Consider the following 24,622-nt stretch of genomic DNA (forward strand, 5'->3'; position numbering starts at 1 on the left):
TAACTCCCCTGGACGTCAATCCTGTCCTGGAATGGCCGAAAAAAATTTCATGGCTCGAAACCGAGACAAGAACTCTGTCTACCTGTCATTATCATCTCAATCTTATCGGGTGAGTGAAGCGGGAGTCACATGAACGGCGTTCGGGGTGGGCAGTCAGGTGCGCTCAAAATGGGGTTGGCCCTTGTGGTCTCGGGTGCCTTTGTGGCTGCCCTCGCCATGCCGGTCCAACCAACTCGTGCCGAGGCGGCCGAGGACGTTTCGGAATTTGCGCAGGCCGCTGATTCTGGTGTGCCGGTGGAGATCGAGGAAGCGCGAACGGCGACGGACACGGTGTATGCGAATCCGTCGGGTACGTACACCCGTGAGATTGCGTCTGCTCCGATTCGTGTTCGTCAGGATGGTGAGTGGGAGCCGGTCGACCTGACCTTGGAAGCCGTTGATGGGGTCATTCGGCCGAAGGCGTCACCGATTGCCGCTGAGCTCTCGGCCGGTGGCGACGAGGTGTTGTCGACGGTGGAGTTTGCCGGCGTGTCGACGCAGACGTCGTGGATCGATGAGTTGCCGGCGCCGGTGCTCGATGGCGCTACGGCGACCTATCGAGAGGTCCTCGATGGGGTGGATCTGCGGATGTCGGTGACCGATGGCGGCGTGACTCAGGTGTTGGTGGTGCGCGACGAGCAGGCGGCGCGTAGCGCTGAGCTGGCTGAGATCGAGCTGCCGGTCGAGGTCGATGGTGGAGAGCTGATCGATCGAGATGGCGGGTTGGCCGTGGTCGATGAGGTCGGTCGCGAAGTGGGAGTCTCGCCTGCCCCGACGATGTGGGACTCGAGCGGAACGGTACTCGCCGACGACGAGGTCGCTGTCAGCGACAGCAGCGGAGAGGCGATCGACCAGAGGACCGAGGGACCAGCGGCCGGTGATGAGGTGTCACCGGTGGATCTGGAGGTTGGAGCAGATGACTTGGTGCTGATGCCGCGACCCGATGCGCTGACGGGGCCCGAGGTGTCGTATCCGGTGTTCATCGATCCCGCCTCGTCGCCGAGTACGTACGCGTGGGGAATGGTGTTCCAGCAGTTCCCGACGACGTCGTTCTACAAGTGGACGAACTCCAACGGCGAGGGTGTGGGATACCAGAACTACAACGGCGTGTCGCGCAAGCGACAGTACTTTCGATTCAAGATCGATGGGCTGAAAGGCGTCGATGTCCTGGCGGCACGGCTGCGTGGTCGGATGGAGTTTTCGTCGTCGTGCGCGATGCGGGGAACGCGTGTCTACAAGGTCGGAGCGTTCGACTCGTCCTTGACGTGGAACAAGCAGCCGGGGGTGTATCGGCATTTGGCGACCACGTCGCAGGTTGCATTTTCGGGTTGCAACCCTGGCGGTGCAGATGTGTCGTGGAACGTCACGTCCGGTGTGCAGGAGTCGGCCGACGATCGACACGAGACGGTTGCGTTGTCTCTGCGCGCGGCCGATGAGTCCGACCCGTTGGCGTGGCGGCGTTTCCGGCACACGATGAGCCTGTCGATTGAGTACAACCGGCCGCCGAGCGTGCCGACGGGCACGTCGATCAACGGGCTGCCGTGCACGCTGACCAAGAACCCTTTGCTGGGTCGGATGACGAAGCTGCCGCAGATGCGGGCGGTGATTTCGGATCCTGATACTGAGGACTCGGTGAGGGCGCGAATCGGGATCAGTACGGGTTCGGAGATCGTGGGGTCATTGGGATCTCGGGGCCGGCCGATCACCTCCAACATGCCGATCACGAGATCGTCGACGGGGGTGGTCCCTTCGGGCGAGTATCGGTTCCACTTCCGCGCCCAGGACAATCACGGGTCGATCGGCGCCTACGCGCAGAAGTGCAAGTTCTTCGTTGACGCCACGCTGGCCGCTGTTCCGGGACTGGTGACGTCGCTAGATGAGCCCCTGCAGCGCGGCGAGTCGCACCAGGTCTTGGTCGATGCAGGTGGCGGGACGGACACGACCGGATACGCCTTCACAGTCGACAGCTCGACACGACCAGGGGCCAAGCAGGTCCCAGCGACCGGTGTTGACGGCGAAGCGACGGTGACGATTCCGCCGAACGAGCCGGGCCTGCACACGTTGCGGGTGTGGGCCTATGACGCGGCGAACAACCCCAGCGAGGTCCCGCTGGAGGTCCCGTTCGAGGTCATCGACAGCAACGCTGTGTGGGACTTCAGCTTCAACGAACCTTCTGGGCCATCCCTGGCCGCGGACGGGACATCGTTTGACGTTGGATCCGCGCAGCGGCAAGTGCGCGCGGAGTACATCACGGACGATCCCGATGTTCCTGTGATCGACAGAATGCTGCAGCTGACGCCGCAGATTCAGGGTCTTCCGTCTCTGACGGATCGCCTGATCGACTTGTCGGGCTCGTTCACGGTCGCGGCTTATCTCGATCCTGCAAAGGCCGAGGCTCCGACTGTTGGGCCGATGACCGCGATCTCGCTGAGCGATGGGTCGACACCGGTCCTTGAGGTCAACGCTGTTCCGGCCGGTGAGGGCGAAGGGTTCGAGTACGTGTTCCGGTTGCGCAGCGCTGATGGCACGTGGCGCGAAAGGCGCACCGACGGCGTAGCGGACGACGGGGGGCCAGGGACCAGGCTGGTCGCGGTCTCGTATGACGTGATGACCGAGCGGATGCGACTGAGCGTTGGATCTGGGGACGGTGCGGCCATCGACGTCGAGGGGCTTGAGCTACCGTTCGCTCCCGCCCCTGGGACGACCGGGACGTGGACTTTGGGCTCGGCCTCGGACGGTTCGCAGCGTTGGAACGGCTTTGTCGACCAGCTCCATCTGGCGCAGTACAAAGCGAACGAACAACAGATCGACGATCTGATCAATGCTGGCCACTTCAACGAGGAGTGTGTCGTCACGACGGAGGGGTGCCAGTCATGAGGATCGTCAAGCGAGGTCTGATCTATGCCGCGAGTGTGTCGGTGGCGGCGTCGTTGCTGATGCCGATCAACTCTCCGGCTGCTGCTGCGGTGGAGAAGGCGCCGGTGCCGGCGAAGGAGAAGCCTGTTCCGGTGCAGGCGGTGGGTGTCAAGGGTTCGCCGAAGCAGTCGAAGGCGTCAGCGGTGCCGACGGTGGAGCTGCCGAGTCCGTCGCGTGCGAAGGAGGCGCAGCTGCCGGCTGCGGCGTGGTCTGAGCCTGTGGCCGGGTTGTCGGTCAAGCTTCCACGTTCGGCAGATCCGACGGCGGCCACGGTGCAGCGCGTTGGCGTGACCAACGATGATGGCGCAGCTGGTCTCGGTCCGGTGTTCGAGATCGAGGCCACCGAGGTGATCGAACCCGAACCAGAGACCCCGACCACGCCTCAACCGTCACCGTCGCCCGCCCCGGATGCCACCGCGACTCCAGAACCCGGCGCAGAGCCCACGAGCGATGTGCCTCCCGGTGAGGGTTCGGATGTGAACGGTCAGGCCACGCCGGTCGAGCCAGCCTCTGTTGGAGTTCCCGCGGCTGATCCCACGGTCGAGCCGACGTTGAAGGGCGCGCAGATCCAGGTCGAGTACGCCGATTTTGCGGAAGCGGTCGGTGGCGACTGGTCAGACCGGTTGCGTCTGGTGCTGCTCGAGGACTGCGACACCGTCAAGGGCACAGTCGACTGCACCAAGGCGACTCCGCTGAAGACCAAGAACGACACCAAGCAGCAGACCCTGACCGCCCAGGCACCCGCCAGCGCGTCGACACAGTCGATGACGGTCGCGGCGACGTCGTCATCGAGCGGGTCCAGTGGCGACTACACAGCGTCGTCGCTGGCGCCGTCATCGACGTGGTCCGCCGGCGGACAGACCGGCGACTTCACCTGGTCGTACCCGCTGGCCACGCCTCCGGGCATCAACGGTCCCGAACCGGACCTGGCGATCGACTACTCCTCGGGATCGGTCGATGGGCGTACGTCGAGCACGAACAACCAGACGTCGTGGATCGGTGAGGGTTTCGACCTCGATCCGGGCTTCATCGAACGCAGCTATGAGCCGTGCGAGCAGGTCTCCGGCACCCCCGAGAACGTGGGCGACCTGTGCTGGCGCGACGACAACGTGAACATCACGCTGAACGGCAAAGGCTCGACGTTGGTGCAGGACGGGTCGAGCAACAAGTGGAAGATGAAGTCCGACGACGGCACCCGCATCGAGCTGTTGACCGAATCTGGCGTCAACGCCGACGGTGATGGTGAGTACTGGCGCGTGACCACCTTGGACGGCACCAAGTACTACTACGGACGCAACAAGCGATGGGCCGGCGATGACCGCCGCACTGATTCTGTCTCGGCTATGCCGGTCTACGGCGCCCGCGCGGGGGACCCGTGCCATGAGTCGACGTATGCGGCCAGCTCGTGCAGTCAGGCGTGGCGGTGGAGCCTGGACTACGTCGTGGACCCCAACGGCAACTCGATGTCGCTGTTCTGGGACCAGGAGAAGAACTCCTACGGTTCGAACAAGAACGAGACCGTCCGCGGATACGACCGGGCCCCGCTGCTCAAATCGATCGAGTACGGAACCCGCCACGGCAACGACGCCCCGGCTCCGGCGAAGGTCGTGTTCACCAGCGCCGAACGGTGCGTGACGACCAGCACGTTCGACTGCACCGGACTGGAGAAGTCAAACGCTTCGAAGTGGCCGGACGTGCCGTTTGACCAGATCTGCTCAAGTGGCACCTCGTGTGCGGATCGCACTGCCCCGACGTTCTTCAGCCGCAAACGACTGACGCAGATCACGAGCCAGGTCCTTGGATCCGGCGGCGACTACACGTCGGTGAACGAGTGGAACCTGGGCCAGTCGTTGGCGAACACCCACGAGGACTCCGTCGACCCGGACAACCCGGGCGACTCGCGCACTCTGACGCTGGAGTCGATCCAGCAGACCGGCAAGGTCGGCGAGGACATCGCGCTGCCTGCCGTCACGTTCTCCAAGGCTCTGATGGACAACAGGATCGAGAACTACAACGGCCTACCCACCTTCCAGCGGTATCGGGTGACCTCGATCGCCAACGGCACCGGCGGTGTCATCAGCGCCAACTACTCCGCCCGCGACTGCACCGCCAGCAGCGTCCCGTCTGCCTCGGCGTTGGATTTGAACAGTCGCCGCTGCTTCCCGGTCTGGTATCAGCCGTGGTGGTCTGAGGATCGGCAGCTGGAGTTCTTCCACAAGTACCGGGTCGACTCAGTCGTAGAGTCCGACCTGACCGGCGGAGCACCCGAGGTCACCACCGCCTATGGGTACGGCGGCGGCGATGGGTGGCACTACACCACCTCGACCATCGACGAGTCGGCCAACCGGTCGTGGAATGAGTGGCGCGGCTACGCGCGGGTCTCGACCACGATCGGCGGGCAGTCGGCCAAGACGTTCGAGCACTCGCTGTACATGCGGGGCATGCACGGCGACCGGACCGCCAGCGGCGGTACCAAGTCGGTCACCGTGACCGATTCATATGGTGACAGCACGAACATCGTCGACTACGACGACCTGGCCGGCTTCCCACGCCGCACCCGCACCCAGCTCGGCAGCGGCGGCGCCTTGGTCGAGGCGACAGTCAACAATCCGTGGCGCTCGGCAGTGACCGCATCGTCGGGTGGGCGTGAGGCGCGGATCGTGCAGACCGCGACCACGCAGGCAACGACGCCACTGGCCGCAGGTGGACAACGCGTCACCCGCGTCGGCACGACCTTCAACAGTCTTGGTCTGCCTACGAGCGTCCACGACGAGGGCGACATCGCCTTGTCGACCGACAACCGGTGCACCACGACGACGTATGCGACGAATCCTAGTGCTGGCATGTATGCCTATCCGGCCCAGGAAGTCACGACCGGCTTGGCGTGTGGGTCTGCGCCGACTCAAACCGCCCAGGTCATCTCGGCCAGTCGCACCGGGTACGACGGCGGCACCCTCGGTGTCGTGCCGACGCGCGGCAACCCAACCCGGGTCGACACCGCAAGCGGACTGTCCGGTTCGACGATCAACTACCAGCGCGACGCCACGACCACCTACGACGCCTACGGGCGGGCCACGTCGGTGGCGGACGCGAAGAACCAGACAACCAGCACCGCCTACGCTCCGGCCACGGGACCGGTCGACACCGTCACCACGACCAACCCGCTCGAGCAGTCGACGGTCACGTCGTTGAACCGGGCCTGGGGTGAGGCGAACCGCGTCACCGACATCGCTGGCGCCAACACCGACACCACCTACGACGCGTTGGGACGTACCACCGCGATCTGGGGTCCGGGCCGGATCAAGGGCACCGACACCGCCCACGCGACATTCGCCTATCGAGTCTCGGCCACACAGGCCAACGCTGTGACGACCAAGACCCTCAACCCTGCCGGGGACTACGTCACTTCGGTGGCGTTCTTCGACGGGCTGATGCGCGACCGGTCGACCCAGAGCCCGTCGGCGAACGTCGACGGCGGCCGCTTGGTGTCCGAAACCACCTATGACGACCGCGGGTGGGTCTCATCGAAGATGGGCCCCTACTACTCCTCCGGCGCGGTGGACACCACATTGGTCAGCGCCGCCGAGAACCAGGTCGACTCCTACACGCTGCTCGGGTACGACCAGACCGGACGCGTCACCCGCGAATCGCTGGCATCCCTGGGGGCGGTGAAGTGGTCCACGACCTACCGCCACGACGGCAACGGAACACGGACCACGCCGCCAAGCGGTGGAACTGCGACCTTCGCGGTCGAGGATGCTCGTGGCCAGACCGTGAAGCTTCACCAGTTCCTTGGCGCAGCAGCATCAGGTACCAACGACGAGACGAACTACACCTATACGCCTGCCGGCCAGATCGCGACGGTGACCGATTCCTCGGGAACGTCGTGGCGCAAGACCTATGACATCCGCGGCCGCCTGATCACCGACACCGATCCCGACAAGGGCGAGTCAACGTTCACCTATGACGAACTGGACCGTCAGGTCACCAGCACCGACGCCCGCGGGGTCACCTTGTGGACCGGTTACGACAAGCTGGGCCGCAAGACTGAGCTGCGGGACGACACCGCGACAGGCACCCAGCGCGCCGGATGGCTCTACGACACCGTCCGCCCAGGAGCACTGACGTCCTCGACCCGGTACGCCGACGGCCAGGAGTACACCTCAGAAACGCTCACCGCCGACGACGCCGGCAGACCCCTGACATCACGGGTGCTGATCCCCGAATCCGAAGGCCTGCTCCACCGGGCAGGCGGGCACCTATTCGGCAACACCTACAACCCAGATGGATCGGTCAAGACCGCCAACCAACCTCTGGTGTACGGCATCACCAACGAGAACCTTCGTTACACCTACGACGCACTCGGGAACGTGACCCGCCTCGCTGGATCGGGCCACATGGTGTGGGACACGATCCGCACCGCCAAGGGCCAGGTCCTGCAGCGGACCCTGGGGTCGACCTCGGGCAAGCTGGCCTACGCGACGAACAGTTTCGACCCGGCAACTGACCGCCTCACACGGCAGACGTACTCGCTGCAGGGCACAGCAACGACCAACCGGATGGACATGCGGTACACGTTCGACCCCTCTGGTCAGGTGACTCGCCGCGACGACGTCGCCGCGGCCGACACCCGCCGCGAGTGCTTCACCTACGACTACCTGCGCCGGTTGAAGCAGGCCCGGACCACCACCAGCACCACGTGTGCGGCGCTGACTGATGCCACATTGGGCACCCAAGCTGCCTATGCCGACACCTACACCTACGCCAAGAACGGCAACCGCACCCAGGTCGAGACCAAGCGCAAGACCGGCTCCACGGTGAGTAACCGAACTGACGTCTCAACCTTCCCCACCGCGACCACCGCCCGCCCGCACGCGGTCGCCAGGACGGTCCGTACCGGGGCGGGTGCGGGCACCGAGTCGTTCGTCTATGACCAGATCGGCAACATGACCAAACGGTCCAAGTCGACCACTTCGGGCAAGACGTATGAGTGGGACCGAGAGGGCCACGTCAAGAAGATCACCGACCTGGCCACCGGCAAGACCATCGAGTACCTCTACGACGCCGACGGAAACCGCCTGATCGAACGCGACGGCACTGACTCCTCAACCACCATGTGGCTCGGCACCGCCGAGATCACGGTCAAAGCCGGAGTCCGTTCGACCGTCCGCACCTACACCGTCGATGGAGTGCCCGTCGCGATCCGCGACAAAAACGGCATCCAGTCCGTCGGCGCCGACCACCAAAGCACCCCGGTCATCACCTCGAGCGCCACCACCCAAGCCTGGACCAAACGCCGCTACTCACCGTTTGGTGAACAGCTCCAGAACCCGACCACTGCCTGGCCGTCCGACCGCGGTTACCTCAACAAATCCAACGACACCTCTGCTGGCACCGTCCACCTCGACGCCCGCGAATACGACCCCGCAGCCGGGCGGTTCATCTCCGTTGACCCCATCGGTGACCTGAGCAACCCGCAGCAGTTGAACGGCTACGCCTACGCCAACAACACTCCTGTCACGTTGGCGGACCCGTCAGGGCTTTACGTAGACGGCGGAGTCCGCACCAATCGAACAGCACCGGTCATCAAGAAGCGTGGCGGACGCTCCTACGCCCAGGCAGGCGACAACTACGTCCGCAAGGGCGGCTCGATCCAAGGCTCGTACCGCCGCTCCAAGCCTTACGCGATGTCACAGGCAAAGAGCGATTTTAGGGCGGGCGTTGTTCACGGTGCGGGTGCGACAGTTGACCTTCTTGGACAAGGAATCACGAATCGTGCGGCACCGGGACACACGTTCAACTACGGGGGCAGAGCCGCGAACTGGGTGAACCGGAGCCTCGGGGCGAACCCAAACTCGCTGGCTGGAATCCTCGGGCAGATCGCCTTCGCATTCATACCAATCGGAGGCGGCGCATCTGGATTTGGCGGAACTAGCCGCGCGCTCACCGCTTCACTGGCGCTGAAGGCCGAAAGGGCCGCCGCAAACGGCGCGGACAACGCAGCCAATGGCGTGCGGCTTGGGCAGCAACTTGCGCGCGAGTCCGCTGACTCGGCATTCGCCCCGTCCGGCCAACTGAGCTCCGGAGCCGTCCAGGAGTCGCAGCAGATCATTCGCGGTAGCGATTTTGGGAACAAGCAACTCGTCCGACGCCTGACATCGGACGGCAGCAATATCGCGGACTGGGGCAAGTTCCAGACGCGCTCCCACCAGAGTCCATCCGGAAGCTTTAAGGCACACTTCTACATGAACCGGAGTACCGGAGCCATCGACTACGGCTACGACTACAAGATCGTCTTTGACGGGGTGTCGCGATGAAGGTGCTTTGCATACGAGTTCCAGCGCCGATAGACGGCATGCAGTTGGATTCAAGTCCTTGGATCACTCTTCACCGCGAGTATGTTGTCGCCTCTGTCGGTGCCCAAGCCCCGGGTCGGGTGCAGTTGCAACTCGTGAATGACACAGGGAGTCTCGGCTGGTTCGATGCGAACTGCTTCTTGACCGTTGATTCTGCGATCCCGGAGAACTGGTCCGCGCGGGTGGTTGAGGGTGGCGCGCTTGAGTTGGCCCCCCAAGCCTGGCTCGCCAGCGGGTTCTGGGAAAAATATTACGATGGAGACCCCGATGCGCGCGAGTCTGTTGACCAGGAGTTGACGGTCATGTCGGCCGCGGCAGGGAGTGACAAGTGACCGCTCCGGACGCACCCGTATCGTTCGACCCGAGACTGGAGGGCCCAAGGCCCATTACTCCTTCGATGAGGCCGGCAACTACGAGGGGCCTGGTGACGGTGCCGACGACTCCCGAATCGCGCGGCGGTACGCGAACGAATTCTTGATCTCATCGCGGGTCGGCGGCCACGTGAGGAGATTGCGGATTGGGCGAGGGTCAGGATGGCAGATCCGCCGATCAACGATCCGGTTGTCTGGGTTGCACTGCGCGAGCTATCCGGCACCGACCTAAAGACCAGCTCGGTCGACTACCTGCATGATGAAACCAGTTTCCGGGAGTGGCTCGACTGAAGCGCCCCAGGTTCTCTGCCGCTCCTATGCGGGTTGCGGCTCTTGGTTGAGAGCAGCGTAGTGGGCTTGCTCGTACTCGATGGGTGGGACGTTGCCGAGGGTGCTGTGCAGGCGTCTGTTGTTGTACCAGTCGACCCAGCCGGCGGTCGCGAATTCGACGTCCGCGATCGTCCGATACGGGCCTTCGTGGAAGACCGTGGTGCGGATGCACTCGGCTTTGTAAAGCCCGTTGATCGTCTCCATGAGGGCGTTATCGTATGCGTCGCCGACCGACCCGATCGAGGGCCGGATGCCTTCGAGCGCGAGGTGCTCGGTGAAGAGGATCGACGTGTATTGACTCCCGGCGTCCGCGTGGCAGATCAGCTCGTCGGCGACGGTCGGCCGCCCTTCGCGGTCTCGTTCCCACAGCGCCATCCGCAGCGGGACCATGACGAGGTCGGTCTCTTTAGACGCCGAGGCGTGCCAGGCCACGATCCGTTGGGCGAAGACGTCGACGATGAACGCGACATAGACCCACCCGGCCCAGGTGCGGCATTACGTGAAGTCGGTGACCCAGACCCGGTTTGGTGCAACGGCGGTGAAGTCGCGGTCGAGCAGGTCGCCGGCACGTTTGCCGTCCTTGGACGGGATCGTGGTCCGGATCCCCTTGTCCCTGCGAACACCGGACAATCCCAGGATTCGCATGGCCCGGTCAACGGCCCCGGCTGACACGTCCAGCTGCGTGGTCCGTCGCAGGTGGGCTGTCATCTTGCGCCGTCCATAGAGGCCCTCGGGTGTCATCTTGGGTCGGCCGTGGACGTCGGTGGTCCAGGCGACGGTGCGCACTGCGTCGACGACGAAGGCGTCGCTGACCGTTCTGGCCGCAGGGGCTGCTGTTCGCCAGTCGCGATAGGTTCTCGCGGCGATCTGCACGCCCTGCTCACGCAGGACCCGGCAGGTCGACTCGACCGCGTGACCCTCGGACCTCATCGTGTCGATGAATCCGGACATCATCGGTTGCGGGGGTCGAGTTCCCCCGCGAAGAAAGTCGTCGCTGCTTTCAAGATCGCGACGTCTTCGCGCAACTGCCGGTTCTCGGCTTTGAGCTTCTTGATCTCAGCCAACTCCGCTGAGCTGAGGCCGTCGCGTTGGCCGCCGTCGATCTGGGCCTGCACGACCCACCTGCGGACGGTCTCGCGGCCGACACCGACCTGCTTGGCGACCGAGGCTGACGCCGCGGTCAATGACGGGTACTCGCCGAGATGGTCATTGACCAGACGCACGGCTCTGGCCTGGACCTCGGGATCGATCTTCTTGGGCATGTGCTCATCCTTTCAACTCAAAAGGATGCGGCGGGAAACCTGGGACGCTTCACAGCAGTTCTCGTCATCACCCCAGCATCAAGCCGAAACCACGCTCAACATTGGAGACACGCCCTAGTCGGATCTGGTGCTGTCGCCGCGTAAGAACGGGGCGCGAAATGCCGTTTGAAGCGATCTGAGCTATCTGTTCCCAGAGATCTAGGTTCCAACGTTCGCTCAGTTGGACCGCTGCCACGCAAGGGAACCGACGCAGAGGCAAGCACGAGGCGTCTCGCGTTGGTCCCGGCCCGGGTTCGCCCAGAGGAGCTCGCTCCGCCCTGAGCGTGCCGGCTCGGGTCCGCCACGAACGTGAGCATTCGCCACGAACGTGAGCAAGGGCCCGCCCAGAGGAGCTCGCTCCGCCGTGAGGCGTGGGCTACTGGAGGTCGTCAGTCACCCGTGGGCGGTTTCTTTCGCGAACAGGGGCCGCAGCGCACGAGACACCACCACCAGTCCCGCGCCGATCGCGGCACCCATCGTGTTGGCGACGACGTCCTGGCCCGACGCGGTGCGCCCGGACAACAGGCCCTGCAGCAGCTCGAAGGTGCCGGACACGACGATCGCGAGCATGACGGTGTGCCACCACCGCAGAGTGGGCACCATCGCCATCGCGAAGATCCCCAGCGGCGCGTACAGGGCGACGTTGGACCAGAACTCGACCAGCCAGTACGTCTCGGCGTTGGTGAGACCGCGGTCGAGCAGCCACTGACCGGCAAGCGTCTGGTTGACGTCGAACGCCGAGTCGACGCGGTTGGGCCACAACGCGATGACCACGAGCGCCAGTGCGTAGGCGCCGGCCCAGACCAGGAGGGGCCGCGTCAGTCGAGTCACCTGGTGAGCCTAGTCGTGCGACGGTGAGCGGCCTGTGTCACGCTCGCGAGGTGGATGCCGACCTGACGCCCCTGCAACGCTGGGGAGTTCTGGCGTGGGCCGTGCGTCCGGCCTACCTGGTCATCGAGGTGCTCGTCGCGATCATCAGCGTGGGCGGCTACAGCTTCGTCGACGACACCGTCAGTGATCTCGGCATCTCGCGGTTCAGTGATGTTCCAGCCGTGATGAACGCGTCCTTCATCGTGTTCGGTGCGTTGATGGCCTTCGGTGCGGTGGCCCTGTTCGGACGCTTCGGTCGCGGACCGATGGGGGTCGCCGCGAGCGTCCTGCTGGTCGTGTCGGGAATCAGCTCGATCGCGGTCGGGCTGACTCCGCTTGACCAGTACCCCGACGGCCACGTGCTGGCTGCCACCCCGCTGTTCATCGCCCAGCCGGCCGCGCTGGTGCTGCTCGGGCTGGCGGTCCGGCACCGGCGCCCCACCACGGGGGTGGTCGTGGTCGGCACCGGTGTCGTCTGCGCCGTGGCGGCGCTGGCGTTCATCGCGGTCGATGATGCAGCCGGCCTGACCGAGCGCATTGCCCTGTGGCCGGTCTTCGTGGTGTTGGCGGTGCTGGGGCTGCAGGAGCGCCGGTCCCGATGAGTCGCGACCTCGACCTGACCAGCCGCGGGGTCCGTCTGGGGGCGACCTGGTTCCCGGCCGGCTCGGACGACCTGGCCGGACCGAACGGGCGGCCCTGCGTCGTGATGGCGCACGGCTTCGGTTGCACACGCGATGGTGGCCTCGCTGCGTTCGCCGAGCGTTTCGCGGATGCCGGATGCCAGGTCGTCACCTTCGACTACCGCGGTTTCGGCACCTCTGACGGCGAGCCCCGGCAGCGGGTGTCCTACCGCCGACAACGGCAGGACTACGCGGCCGTGGTGGCGGCGGTGCGTCAGATCGACGATGTCGATCCCGACCGCGTCGTGGTGTGGGGCACCTTCTACTCCGGCGGCCACGTCGTCGCCGTCGCGGCAGGCGATCACCGGATTGCGGCGGTCATCTCCCAAGGTGCGGCGGTCGACGGGCTCGCGATCCTGCGCAAGCAGGAGTTGGCAGATCCGAGGACGCCGCGGTCCAAGGGGCCGCGGATGCTGGCCGCAGCGTTGCGTGATCTGTCGACCGTGATCACCGGGCGCGAGCCGGTGCGGGTCGACTCCGTCGGGGCTCCGGGCGACTTCGCCCTGCTGACCGCTGACGACTTCGCCGACTACCTCGGCCTGATGGGCCCCACGTGGCGCAACGCCGTGTGTGCGCGGAGCCTGCTGGGCCTGCCGTTCAACCGAGCCGTCCTGCGGGCGGGGGACGTCAGCTGTCCTGCGCTGTTCGTCATCGCCGAGCAGGACAGCATCGCACCGCCGACTGCCGTGCGTGAGGCGGCGAGGCGGGTCGGGCCGCTGGCCGAGGTCGCGGCGTACGACTGTCCTCACTTCGACATCTACGGCGGACAGGTGTTCGAGGAGTCCGTTTCGGCCCAGGTGGGCTTTCTCACGCGCATTCTGGGTGGGGCGTCTGGATCCGCCCCGTAGAATGCTTGCATCATGCAACCAGGATCCCGCGAGCCTCAGATCTCGGGCTCGGGGACCCCGGACGCTGCTCGGACGCACTACCTGCTGACGTACGCGATTCTCGCGGTCGGCGTTGCCTCTTTCGCCCTGATGCAGTCGATGACGGTGCCGGTGCTCCCGCGCATCGAGGAACAGTTCGACTCCACTCAGTCCACGACCACGTGGGTGCTGACGGCCTACCTGCTGTCCGCCTCGGTGTTCACGCCGATCATCGGCCGACTCGGTGACACGTACGGCAAGCACCGCATGATGGTTTTCTCCCTGCTGTGCCTGTCGCTCGGCTCGCTGGTCGCCGCCCTCGCCCCCACCATCGGCGTGCTGATCGGCGCCCGCGTCATCATGGGCGTCGGTGGTGGCGTGCTGCCGCTGGCGTTCGGGATCGTGCGCGATGAGTTCCCCGCCCAGCGCGTGGGGGGCGCCGTGAGTCTGGTGTCGTCCCTGATGGCCGTGGGCTTCGGCGCCGGCATCGTGATCGCCGGACCGATCGTCAACACGTTCGGCTACGCGTGGCTGTTCTGGTTGCCGTTCATCATCACCGGGATCGCTGCCCTCGGCGCGTGGCGCTTCATTCCCGAGTCGCCGGTCAGGACCCCCGGACGCATCCCGGTGCTGCCGGCCATCCTGCTTGCAGGCTGGCTGGTCGCGCTGCTGCTCGGTCTGAGCCAGGCGCCCCAGTGGGGATGGACCTCGCCGGCCGTGATCGGTCTGGTCGGGGTCTCCGTGGTGCTGGCCGCGATCTGGGTCCGCGTCGAGCGCCGGATCGCGGTCCCGCTGATCGACATGAAGATGATGCGACTGCGGGGTGTGTGGACCACCAACCTGGTCGCGCTGCTGGTCGGTTTCGGCATGTACGCGGCGTTCGGCTTCCTGCCGCAGCTGCTGCAGACACCTGAGTCGACCGGCTACGGCTTGGGGGCGACTGTGACGTCCTCGGGCCTGTTGATCCTGCCGATGGCGGTCGCCACGTTCGTGTGTGGACTCGTCGCGGCACCGTTGTCGGTCCAGTTCGGCGCGAAGAAGGTCGTGGTCAGCGGCTGCGTGATGGCGTCGGCCGGGCTCGCCCTGCTGGCCGGATTCCACGGGTCGCGGATCGCGCTGCTGGGCATCAACGGCCTGATCGGGTTCGGCATCGGACTGGCCTTCTCGAGCCTCGCTGCGCTGATCATCGCTGCGGTTCCCGCCGAGCAGACCGGTGTCGCGAGCGGCATGAACGCCAACATCCGCACGATCGGCGGATCGATCGGGTCGGCTGTGATGTCGACGATCGTCACCTCGCAGACCGACGCCAGCGGCCTGCCGCTGGAGAGCGGCTACGTCATCGGCTTCAGCGTGCTCGCTGCGATGATGCTGATCGCGGCCTCGGCGGGTCTGCTCATCCCGGGGTTGGCCGAGCGCCGTGCCTCGCGACGTGTCGTCGCGGAGCCGGCGCGCGTCTGAGCGCTGCCGGAACACGCTGCGTTCGTTTGGCGTTGAACCGGACATGAAGCATGTCGGATTCCTGTCCTTCGGTCACTACCAGGCGGTGCCGGGGTCGCAGACCCGCACGGCGAGCGACGTCCTGCTGCAGTCGATCGATCTCGCCGTCGCGGCTGAGGAGCTGGGGCTCGACGGGGCGTTCTTCCGCGTCCATCACTTCGCCCGACAGCTCGCCTCGCCCTTCCCCCTGCTGGCCGCCGTCGGTGCGCGCACGAGTCGCATCGAGATCGGCACCGGCGTCATCGACATGCGGTACGAAAACCCACTGGCGATGGCCGAGGACGCCGCTGCAGCCGACCTGATCAGCGAGGGTCGCCTGCAGCTGGGCATCAGTCGCGGATCACCGGAGACCGCACTGCGCGGCTACGAGTCGTTCGGGTACGTGCCGGCCGACGGCGAGTCCGACGGCGACCTCGCCCGGAGGCACGCGGACGTCTTCCGGCAGGCGATCGACGGCGCAGGTGTCGCGCGCTCCGATCCGCGGATGACCGGCCAGCAGGTCGCGCTGCCGATCATGCCGCAGGCCCCGGGCCTGTCCGATCGCATCTGGTGGGGTTCGGGCACCCGGGCGACGGCGGAGTGGGCCGCGGCGCAGGGCATGAACCTGATGAGCTCGACCCTCCTCACCGAGGACACCGGCGTGTCGTTCGACGAGCTGCAGCTCGAGCAGATTCAGCGCTTCCGTGCAGCGTGGGCCGAGGCCGGGTGGGAGCGAGAGCCGCGCGTGTCCGTCAGCCGCAGCGTGATCCCGATCCTCGACGAGCAGGACCGTCGGTGGTTCGGCGAGCGTTCTGGCGACGACCAGCTCGGTCACCTCGACGGTGGCCTCGCGCGCTTCGGCAAGTCCTACGTCGGCGAGCCCGACGCCCTGGCCGAGGAGCTGGCCAAGGACGCCGCCGTCCGCGAGGCCGACTCGCTGCTGCTGACGGTCCCCAACCAGCTCGGCGTCGCCTACAACACCCGCCTCCTGTCCGCCCTCGCCGACCACGTCCTCCCCGCCCTCGACTGGACCCCCCGCCGCTGACGCGAACCTCACCCGTCCCATGATTCCCAGGAGAACCCACGAACCTGACGCCTCACCCCTGTAGCAACGAGGGTGAAGTGCCAGCTTTCGGGGTTCTCCTGGGAATCTTGAGCACTCCGACCGGGGCGAAAACATGGGCGCAACATTCGGTGGGCACACTGGTGGCGTGACGCCATCGAATCGCCCGACCACCGATGAGATCCTCGCGTCAGACCGCCGCGAGCTGGACCCGGCACGATTCGGCGGGGGTTTGTCCTCGGACACCGAGCACGCCTCGCTGCGGTCGTCGGTGCGCTCGCTGTCGACGCTGCTCGGGGAGGCGCTCGCGAGACACGAGGGCGAGGACCTGCTGGCGCTCGTCGAACAGGTGCGCCACCTCGCGCGGCAACCGGACGACGAGCTGCACCGCCTGCTGGACGACATCGAGCCGCAGACCGCTGTCGTCCTGGCTCGGGCCTTCACCGCCTACTTCCAGCTGGTGAACACCACCGAGCAGCTGCATCGCTGGCAGGAGCTCGCCACCGCCGACGAAGGCCCCCTCGCCCAGACCGCCGGTCGCATCGCCCAGGCCCTCGACGACGGAGCTCTCACCCGCGAGCTGCTCGGCGAGGTTCTCGAACGACTCGAGTACCGGCCGGTGTTCACCGCCCACCCCACGGAGGCGAGCCGGCGCTCGGTCATGCGACTGCTGCGCAAGGTCGCCGAGGCCGTCAACGACCTCGAGGACCCGCGCCGCCCCGCGGCAGCGCGCACCGCTGACGAGCGGCGCCTGGCCGAGCTGGTCGACCTGCTGTGGCAGACCGACGAGCTGCGCGTCGTGCGCCCCGAACCGGCCGATGAAGCGCGCACCGCCGTGTACTACCTGCGCTCGATCGCCACCGAGGTCGTGCCCGGACTCCTCGACGAGCTCGACCGCGTGCTGGCCACCCTGGACGTCGCCATCCCCGCGACGGCGAGGCCGCTGCGCTTCGGCACCTGGGCCGGCGGCGACCGCGACGGCAACCCGAACGTGACACCAGCGGTCACCCTCCAGATCCTGCACCTGCAGCACACGTCCGGTCTGTCGCAGCTGGTCGAGACGGTCGATGAGGTCCTCACCGAGATGACCGCCTCGACCCGGGTCGTCGAGGTGACCCAGTCCCTGCGGGACAGCCTGGACGCCGACGCCACCGCGCTGCCGATCACGTGGGAGAGCATTCGACGCCTCAACACCGACGAGCCGTATCGACTCAAGCTCAGCTTTGTGCGCGTGCGGCTCCTCCGCACCCGCGACCGGTTGGTCAACGCGACCGCGCACGAACCCGGCCGCGACTACCTCGGGGTCGACGAGCTGCTCGAGGACCTCGTGCTCGTGCGCGACTCGATGCTCGAGCACGGCGACGAGCTCACCGGCAACGGGGCGATCCTGCGTCTCATCCGAAGCGCCTCCGCGTTCGGCGCGGGGCTCGCCACGATGGACGTGCGCGAGCACAGCGACAAGCATCACGCCGCGCTCGCCGACCTGTACGACCGGATCGGCAAGATCGACTACGCGAGCCTGGATCGCGCTGATCGCATCACGTTGCTGTCCAGGGAGATGGCCTCACCCAGGCCCCTGACCGGCGTCGGCACCGCCGGTCTCGGCGAGGCGGCGACCGCGTCGCTGGACCTGCTCGGCGCCATCCGGGACGCCCTCGACGCCTACGGACCCGAGGTCGTCGAGACCTACATCGTGTCCATGACCCACGACGTCGACGACCTGTTCGCGGTGGTCGTGCTGGCCAGAGAGGTCGGCCTCGTCGACCTGGCCGCTGACGAGTGCACAGCCCGCATCGGTTTCGCTCCGCTGTTCGAGACCGTGGCCGAGCTCGAGGCGGCCGGCCCGCTGCTCGATGCGTTGCTCAGCGACCCGACCTATCGACGACTCGTGACGGCGCGCGGTGACGTGCAAGAGATCATGCTCGGCTACTCCGACTCCTCCAAGGACGCCGGTATCGCCGCCTCGCAGTGGCAGGTGCACCGGGCGCAGCGGGCGCTGCGCGACGTCGCGCGCGAGCACGGTGTGGTGCTGCGGCTGTTCCACGGCCGCGGCGGATCGACCGGTCGCGGCGGGGGCCCCACGGCCGAGGCGATCATGTCCCAGCCGTATGGAAGCCTGGACGGACCGATCAAGATCACCGAGCAGGGTGAGGTCATCTCCGACAAGTACGCACTGCCCGGTCTGGGCCGGCAGAACCTCGAGGGAGCGCTCGCTGCGGTGCTCGAGGCCTCGGTGCTGCACCGTTCGTCGCTGCTGCCCCAGGAGCTGCTCGACGGATGGAACGGCACGATGGACGTGGTCGCCGCCGAGGGGCAGAAGGTCTATCGGGCCCTGGTGCGCGACGACGACCTCGTGAAGTTCTTCGTGGCCGCCACACCTGTCGACGAGCTCGGCAACATGAACATCGGTTCGAGGCCGGCCAAGCGACCCGGCGGCGAGGGCGGACTCGACGATCTGCGGGCGATTCCCTGGGTGTTCGGCTGGACGCAGTCCCGGATCATCCTGCCCGGTTGGTTCGGCGTCGGGTCGGGTCTCGCCGCAGCCTTCGACGACGGCCGGGAGGAGACGCTGCGCGAGATGTACGGCTCGTGGGCGTTCTTCCGCACCTTCTTGTCCAACGTGCAGATGACGCTGTCGAAGACCGACCTCGACATCGCCGAGCAGTACGTCGAGGCGCTCGTGCCCGACGGTGCCAGCGCTCTGTTCGAGACGATCCGCGCCGAGCACGCCCGCACCGTCGAGCAGGTCCTGCGCATCACCGGCGAGGACACCCTGCTGGACTCGGCCCCCGTGCTGCGCCGCACGCTGGAGCTGCGCGACTTCTACCTCGCGCCGCTACACGCCCTGCAGGTCTCTCTGCTGGGCAAGGTGCGCGCGACGCCCGAGGGCGAGGACCCAGATCCTGACCTGCAGCGCGCACTGCTGCTGACCATCAACGGCATCTCCGCCGGCCTGCGCAACACCGGCTGATCGCCGGCTCGTGACCGGTCTCAGGTGTGTCGACGCCGCACCCAGGCGGCCACCAGCGGCAGCGCCACGATCACCAGGAGCAGCCGCAGGAGCTGGACCGCCGAGATGAAGGTGATGTCTCCACCGGTCTCGGTTGCGGTCGCGAGCACCACGGGCAGACCGCCCGGTGAGGTCGCGAGGTAGGCGTCGAGTCGGCTGGTCCCGGTGAGGGTCGCCAGCGGAATCGCGAGGGCGCCGCAGAACACCAGCAGCACGACCACAGAGGCCAGGACGGTCACCACCATGGTGCGCAGCACTCGGATCGTCTCGCGGGTGAAGCCGATGCCGGCCTGCGTGCCGATCACGACGAAGGCGGCCGCCTGGACCAGCGGCGGGACCGCCGCCTGCTCGAAGACAGGGACCACGCTGAGCGCGAGGCCTGCGACCAGGGCACCGAGCAACGCGGGCGAGGGAAGACGGGCAAGGAAGCCGATCAGGGGCCCTGCCGTGCAGGCGATCGCGACATAGCCGAGGTTGACCACGGTCAGGCCCGACGTGAGAGGAGGTGCCGCTGTGGTTGCCGTGTCGGTCGCGAACACCTGACCCACGACGATCGGCAGCGTCACCAGGATCACCAGGACGCGCACGTACTGGACCACCGCGACGATCCGCGGGTCGGCACCGGCGTCGCGGGCGAGGGCTGTCATCGCCGACGCCCCTCCGGCCACCGACGCAAAGGTGGCCGTGGTGGCCGAGACGCCATCGCGGCGCAGCAGCTGACCGAGTCCGATCGACGCCGCCAAGGTCGCAACGATGACCCCGAGTACCGCCGGCCAGGCCCACCCGAGCGATCCGAGCGCCGCGACATCCACCTCGCTGGCGACGAGCACGCCGATGGCCGCCTGTGCTGCTCGCGGCACCACGGAGGGCAGCACGGGCGGTCGGGGCAGGACCAGCGCGACCACCACGGCACCGATCAGTGCGCCGAACAGGGTGGGTGTGGGGGCGCCCAGGGCGACCAGCGACACGACGGCGAGTGCAACGGCGCCGACCAGCGCCACCCAGGGGCCGAAGAGTCGGGCCATCGTCAGGCGGCGAAGACGTCGGGCCGGTTCGTTGCAGCCATCAGGTGACCGAACTCGGCAGGGACCAGCCAGAGCAGGGTGAGGAAGAGGCGCATCACCGCAAATGTCTCACGACGCGACACTGCCCCGACGAAGACGTCGGGGCAGTGTCACGTGGCGGGTGCTCTCAGACGTCGAGGCGCGCCTTCAGGCCGTCGAGCTCGGTCCAGAGCACGGCTGGCAGGGTGTCGCCGAACTTCTCGAACCACTCGGTGATCTGCGGGATCTCGGCCTTCCACTCCTCGGCGTCGACCCGCAGGGCCTGCTCGAGCTGCTTGTCGGTGACATCGAGCCCGTCGGTGTCGATCGAGCTGGCCGGCGGCACGAGGCCGATGGCGGTCTCGCCAGCCTCGACGGCACCGTTGACGCGGTCGATGACGTACTTCAGGATGCGGCTGTTCTCGCCGAAACCGGGCCACAGGAAGCCGCCGTCGTCATCGCGGCGGAACCAGTTGACGTAGAAGATCTTGGGGAACTTGGACTCGTCGTTGTTCTTGGCCATGTTGATCCAGTGACTGAAGTAGTCACCAGCGTCATAGCCGATGAACGGCAGCATCGCCATCGGGTCACGGCGGACCACGCCGACCGCGCCGGTGGCGGCGGCGGTGGTCTCCGAGCTCAGCGTGGCGCCCATGAAGGTGCCGTGCGCCCAGTCGCGGGCCTCGGTGACCAGCGGGATCGTCGTCTTGCGACGCCCGCCGAACAGGATCGCGTCGAGCGGCACCCCGTTGGGGTCGTCGTACTCGGCCGCCAGCGTCGGGCACTGCTTGATCGGGGTGCAGAACCGGCTGTTGGCGTGGCTGGAGAGCTGATCGCTCTCGGGGGTCCAGTCGTTGCCCTTCCAGTCTGTGAGGTGCGCGGGCGGCTCGTCGGTCATGCCCTCCCACCAGACGTCGCCGTCGTCGGTCAGGGCGACGTTGGTGAAGACCGAGTTGCCCTGCTCGATGGTGCGCATGGCGTTGGCGTTGGTGTCCCAGCCGGTGCCCGGCGCGACACCGAACAGGCCGAACTCGGGGTTGACCGCGTACAGGCGGCCGTCGGCGCCGACGCGGATCCAGGCGATGTCGTCGCCGATCGTCTCGACCTTCCAGCCGGGAATGGTCGGCTCGACCATCGCGAGGTTGGTCTTGCCGCAGGCGCTCGGGAACCCAGCGGCGATGTACTTGACGTCGCCCTCGGGGCTGGTGAGCTTGAGGATGAGCATGTGCTCGGCCATCCAGCCGTTGTCGCGGCCCATCACCGAGGCGATGCGCAGGGCGTAGCACTTCTTGCCCAGCAGGGCGTTGCCGCCGTAGCTGGAGCCGTACGACCAGATCATGCGCTCCTCGGGGAACTGCACGATGTACTTGGTGTCGTTGCACGGCCACGGGACGTCGGCGGCGCCGTCGACCAGGGGAGCGCCGAAGGAGTGCAGCGCTGGCACGTAGTCGGCCTGCAGCTCCTCGATGCGATCGAGCACGGGCCTGCCGATGCGGGCCATGACGCTCATGGAGGCCACGACATAGGCCGAGTCGGTGATCTCGACACCGAACATGGGCTGCTCGGCGTCCAGATGGCCCATCACGAACGGGATGACATACATGGTGCGCCCGGCCATGCAACCGTCATACAACGCAACCATTGTTCTTTTCATCTCATCGGGCGCCATCCAGTTGTTGGTCGGGCCGGCGTCGGCCTCGTCCACGCTGCAGATGAAGGTGCGGTCCTCGACGCGTGCCACGTCGGTGGGGTCGGAGGCGCAGTAGAAGGAGTTGGGCTTCTTCTCCGCGTTCAGTCGCTTGAAGGTGCCGGTCTCGACGAGCTGGTCGGTGACCTGGACCCATTCCTCGGGCGATCCGTCGACCCAGTGGATCGAGTCGGGCTTCGTGAGGGCGGCCACCTCGTCGACCCACTGCTGGAGAGAGGTGTGGCTGGAGCGGTACGTGGAGCTCGTGGTGTCTGAAGACATGTATCGACTTTTCCTTCTCGCGCATCGCGGACCCAGCGCATGGGCCCGCACCCTCGGTCCTGTCAGGGATCCCGAGCAGCTGATGGTTGATGGGCTCGCCCGGTTGGACGATCTTTCGACTCTAACCGGGCTGCACCGACTGGCGCCAAGGGACGCGGGCACGAATGCGTCACACCGAGGCTGAGAGGTCAGTCCCGCCCGTAGATGTCGCGGGTGTAGACCTTGTCGGCGACGTCGGCCAGCACGTCGGTGCGCCGGTTGGCGATGATGACGTCGGAACGGCTCGTGAACTCGGCGAGGTCGTTGACGACGTCGGAGTTGTAGAACGTCGCCTCGGTGAGCACGGGCTCGTGCACGATGACCTCGACACCCTTGGCCTTGAGACGCTTCATGACGCCCTGGATGGCCGAGGCCCGGAAGTTGTCCGAGCCGGACTTCATCACCAGGCGATAGATGCCGACTGTCTTCGGCTCGCGACGCAGGATGTCGTTCGCGATGAAGTCCTTGCGCGTGGTGTTGGCGTCGACGATCGCGCCGATCAGGTTCTGTGGTACGTCCTGGTAGTTGGCGCGCAGCTGCTTGGTGTCCTTGGGCAGGCAGTAGCCGCCATAGCCGAAGGAGGGGTTGTTGTAGTGCGAGCCGATGCGCGGGTCGAGGCCCACACCCTCGATGACCTGGCGGCTGTCGAGCCCGTGCACGGCGGCGTAGGTGTCGAGCTCGTTGAAGTACGCCACGCGCAGGGCCAGGTAGGTGTTGGCGAACAGCTTGATCGCCTCGGCCTCGGTCGCGTCGGTCAGCAGCACGGGCACGTCGTCGTCGAGCGATCCCTCCAGCAGCAGGTCGGCGAACAGCTGACCGGCCGGCGTCCGCGACCCGACCACGATGCGCGACGGGTGAAGGTTGTCGTGCAGTGCGCGCCCCTCGCGCAGGAACTCCGGGGAGAAGATCACCGAGGCGCCCGGGTGCTGGGCGTTCATGCCCTCGGTGAAGCCCACGGGCACGGTCGACTTGACCACCACGATGGCGCCGGCGTTGATCGCCAGCACCTGCGCGATGACGCTCTCGACGGTGCTGGTGTCGAAGTAGTGCGCAACGTCGTCGTAGTTGGTGGGCGTGGCCACGATGACGACGTCGGCTCCCGAATAGGCAGCGTCGCCGTCGGTGGTGGCGGTGAGGTCGAGCTGGTGACTGGCGAGGTACTCCTCGAGCTCGGGATCCTCGATCGGCGAGACGCCGCGATTGACCTGGGCGACCTTGTCCTCGTCGATGTCGACGGCGACCACCGTGTGGTGCTGCGCGAGCAGCACGGCGTTGGACAGGCCCACGTATCCGGTACCAGCGACTGCGATCTTCACGACGTCAGCCTAGTGCCGCTGCCGCCCGGATTTCCTCGGGGCGGGCGCGCGCGCTAGAGTGTCGTGGTCCCTGCGGGGACGGGCGCCCGTAGCTCAACGGATAGAGCATCTGACTACGGATCAGAAGGTTAGGGGTTCGAATCCCTTCGGGCGCACCACAGCGGCGGGTCGGTGACCTGCACAGATCGATCAAGGCCCCGCGAGATATCGGCTCGCGGGGCCTTGGTCGTGCCATGCGTGCGGCGCCCGCGTGAGGGTCGTCAGCTGGCAAGGCTGTCGAGCCACGAGTACTGCAGGCGCAGGGCACGCTCGGTGCTTCCCAGGACAGCCCCGGCGCCCAGAGCGATGACAGCCCACAGCGGCAGGTCGACGGGCGAATCGAAGGTGCCGAATCGCGAAGCGAGCGGAGGAACTTCGGAGATGGGCTCGATGATCTGAAGGATGGCGAGTCCTCCGCCGACCAGGATCAGGATCACTGAGACGATCCCGACCCAGCGGCTCGCAGATGGGTGGTTGCGCTCGAATCCGGCGCGGCGGCCTTCGGCGGATTGCGGGTGTGGGGTCAGATGACGTTCGGTGCCGCTGTCGGAGACGAAATGACAGCGCTTGAGTCCGAAGGTCGTGACCTCCACCTCGATCACCCCGCCGGGGACGGGGAGCCGAGCGGGAATCTTTGACTCGGCGTGGTGCAGTCCATCCATGTAGAGGTGCGCTTTCACCTCGCCGTTCTTGTCACCCCACACCTGCACGTCGACCGCGTAGACCTTGGACTCACCGCCGCCGCCGGCCGGCAGCTCGATGGCGAACAATGCGCGACGAAACATCTGCCACCATCGGTAACGGCGGGCAGCGTGCCCGTCTCCAGGCTTGACGCGCTTGGCCGCTCGTTGCGTGCGCCATCGGTCGAACACGACGCCTCCTCGGCATCTATCACAGCGTAATGGAGTGATCGTCGCCGAAACTATCACAGCGTGAGG

14 protein-coding genes, 1 tRNA gene and 1 pseudogene are annotated in these 24,622 nt (G+C 66.5%); 10 read left to right on the forward strand and 6 right to left on the reverse strand.

Going from position 1 to position 24,622, the window contains the following annotated elements; genetic code table 11:
- The first annotated feature begins 129 nt into the window (after positions 1-129).
- From ACHAA3_RS10390 to ACHAA3_RS10405, 4 genes are all read left to right on the forward strand, one after another.
- Positions 130-2,916, forward strand: a complete 2,787-nt coding sequence (locus ACHAA3_RS10390) for a DNRLRE domain-containing protein (protein WP_435708939.1) — start codon at positions 130-132, stop codon at positions 2,914-2,916.
- Entirely contained in the window at positions 2,913-9,272 is a 6,360-nt protein-coding gene (locus ACHAA3_RS10395; RefSeq protein WP_435708940.1) for an RHS repeat-associated core domain-containing protein, read from the forward strand. The genes ACHAA3_RS10390 and ACHAA3_RS10395 overlap by 4 nt, the downstream gene beginning before the upstream one ends.
- Positions 9,269-9,643 carry a hypothetical protein gene (locus ACHAA3_RS10400; protein ID WP_435708941.1) on the forward strand — a complete coding sequence of 125 codons (375 nt, stop codon included), beginning with the start codon at positions 9,269-9,271 and terminating at the stop codon, positions 9,641-9,643. The genes ACHAA3_RS10395 and ACHAA3_RS10400 overlap by 4 nt, the downstream gene beginning before the upstream one ends.
- Positions 9,644-9,844: 201 nt before the next feature.
- Positions 9,845-9,973 (forward strand): hypothetical protein, encoded by a 129-nt coding sequence (locus tag ACHAA3_RS10405; RefSeq protein ID WP_435708942.1) that lies wholly within the window; start codon positions 9,845-9,847, stop codon positions 9,971-9,973.
- A 24-nt stretch (positions 9,974-9,997) separates the two neighbouring features.
- On the opposite strand, the pseudogene ACHAA3_RS10410 reads toward ACHAA3_RS10405, so the two are convergent.
- Both ACHAA3_RS10410 and ACHAA3_RS10415 read right to left on the reverse strand, forming a co-directional pair.
- Positions 9,998-11,274, reverse strand: a pseudogene (locus ACHAA3_RS10410) (IS3 family transposase).
- A gap of 432 nt (positions 11,275-11,706) precedes the next feature.
- Entirely contained in the window at positions 11,707-12,144 is a 438-nt protein-coding gene (locus tag ACHAA3_RS10415) for a VanZ family protein (RefSeq protein WP_435708943.1), read from the reverse strand.
- Positions 12,145-12,194: 50 nt separating this feature from the next.
- Between ACHAA3_RS10415 and ACHAA3_RS10420 the strand changes: the two genes are divergently transcribed.
- The 5 genes from ACHAA3_RS10420 (at position 12,195) to ppc (ending at position 19,239) form a co-directional block, all read left to right on the forward strand.
- Positions 12,195-12,785 (forward strand): DUF998 domain-containing protein, encoded by a 591-nt coding sequence (locus tag ACHAA3_RS10420; RefSeq protein WP_435708944.1) that lies wholly within the window; start codon positions 12,195-12,197, stop codon positions 12,783-12,785.
- The gene (locus tag ACHAA3_RS10425; RefSeq protein WP_435708945.1) at positions 12,782-13,711 is read left to right on the forward strand and encodes an alpha/beta hydrolase; all 930 of its coding nucleotides are present in this window, start codon (positions 12,782-12,784) and stop codon (positions 13,709-13,711) included. Before ACHAA3_RS10420 ends, ACHAA3_RS10425 begins: the two co-directional genes overlap by 4 nt.
- 12 nt (positions 13,712-13,723) lie before the next feature.
- Positions 13,724-15,187, forward strand: a complete 1,464-nt coding sequence (locus ACHAA3_RS10430) for an MFS transporter (RefSeq protein WP_435708946.1) — start codon at positions 13,724-13,726, stop codon at positions 15,185-15,187.
- A gap of 43 nt (positions 15,188-15,230) precedes the next feature.
- On the forward strand, positions 15,231-16,250 hold the full coding sequence (locus tag ACHAA3_RS10435) for an LLM class flavin-dependent oxidoreductase (protein ID WP_435708947.1): 1,020 nt from the start codon (positions 15,231-15,233) through the stop codon (positions 16,248-16,250).
- A 166-nt stretch (positions 16,251-16,416) separates the two neighbouring features.
- Positions 16,417-19,239, forward strand: coding sequence for a phosphoenolpyruvate carboxylase (gene ppc / locus ACHAA3_RS10440; protein WP_435708948.1), 2,823 nt, complete (start codon positions 16,417-16,419; stop codon positions 19,237-19,239).
- A 20-nt stretch (positions 19,240-19,259) separates the two neighbouring features.
- On the opposite strand, the gene ACHAA3_RS10445 is transcribed toward ppc, so the two are convergent.
- The 3 genes from ACHAA3_RS10445 to ACHAA3_RS10455 form a co-directional block, all read right to left on the reverse strand.
- Positions 19,260-20,303 carry an AbrB family transcriptional regulator gene (locus ACHAA3_RS10445; protein WP_435708949.1) on the reverse strand — a complete coding sequence of 348 codons (1,044 nt, stop codon included), beginning with the start codon at positions 20,301-20,303 and terminating at the stop codon, positions 19,260-19,262.
- A gap of 166 nt (positions 20,304-20,469) precedes the next feature.
- A complete protein-coding gene (locus ACHAA3_RS10450; protein WP_435708950.1) occupies positions 20,470-22,290 on the reverse strand; it encodes a phosphoenolpyruvate carboxykinase (GTP) in 1,821 nt (606 codons plus the stop codon).
- Positions 22,291-22,478: 188 nt separating this feature from the next.
- On the reverse strand, positions 22,479-23,645 hold the full coding sequence (locus ACHAA3_RS10455) for a nucleotide sugar dehydrogenase (protein ID WP_435708951.1): 1,167 nt from the start codon (positions 23,643-23,645) through the stop codon (positions 22,479-22,481).
- An 82-nt stretch (positions 23,646-23,727) separates the two neighbouring features.
- Here ACHAA3_RS10455 and ACHAA3_RS10460 point away from each other — a divergent pair.
- A tRNA-Arg gene (locus tag ACHAA3_RS10460) sits at positions 23,728-23,803 on the forward strand.
- Positions 23,804-23,905: 102 nt separating this feature from the next.
- Here ACHAA3_RS10460 and ACHAA3_RS10465 read toward each other — a convergent pair.
- Entirely contained in the window at positions 23,906-24,469 is a 564-nt protein-coding gene (locus ACHAA3_RS10465; protein ID WP_435708952.1) for a hypothetical protein, read from the reverse strand.
- Positions 24,470-24,622 lie beyond the last annotated feature (153 nt).

Source organism: Aeromicrobium sp. CF3.5 (assembly GCF_051262695.1).
GTDB lineage: Bacteria > Actinomycetota > Actinomycetes > Propionibacteriales > Nocardioidaceae > Aeromicrobium.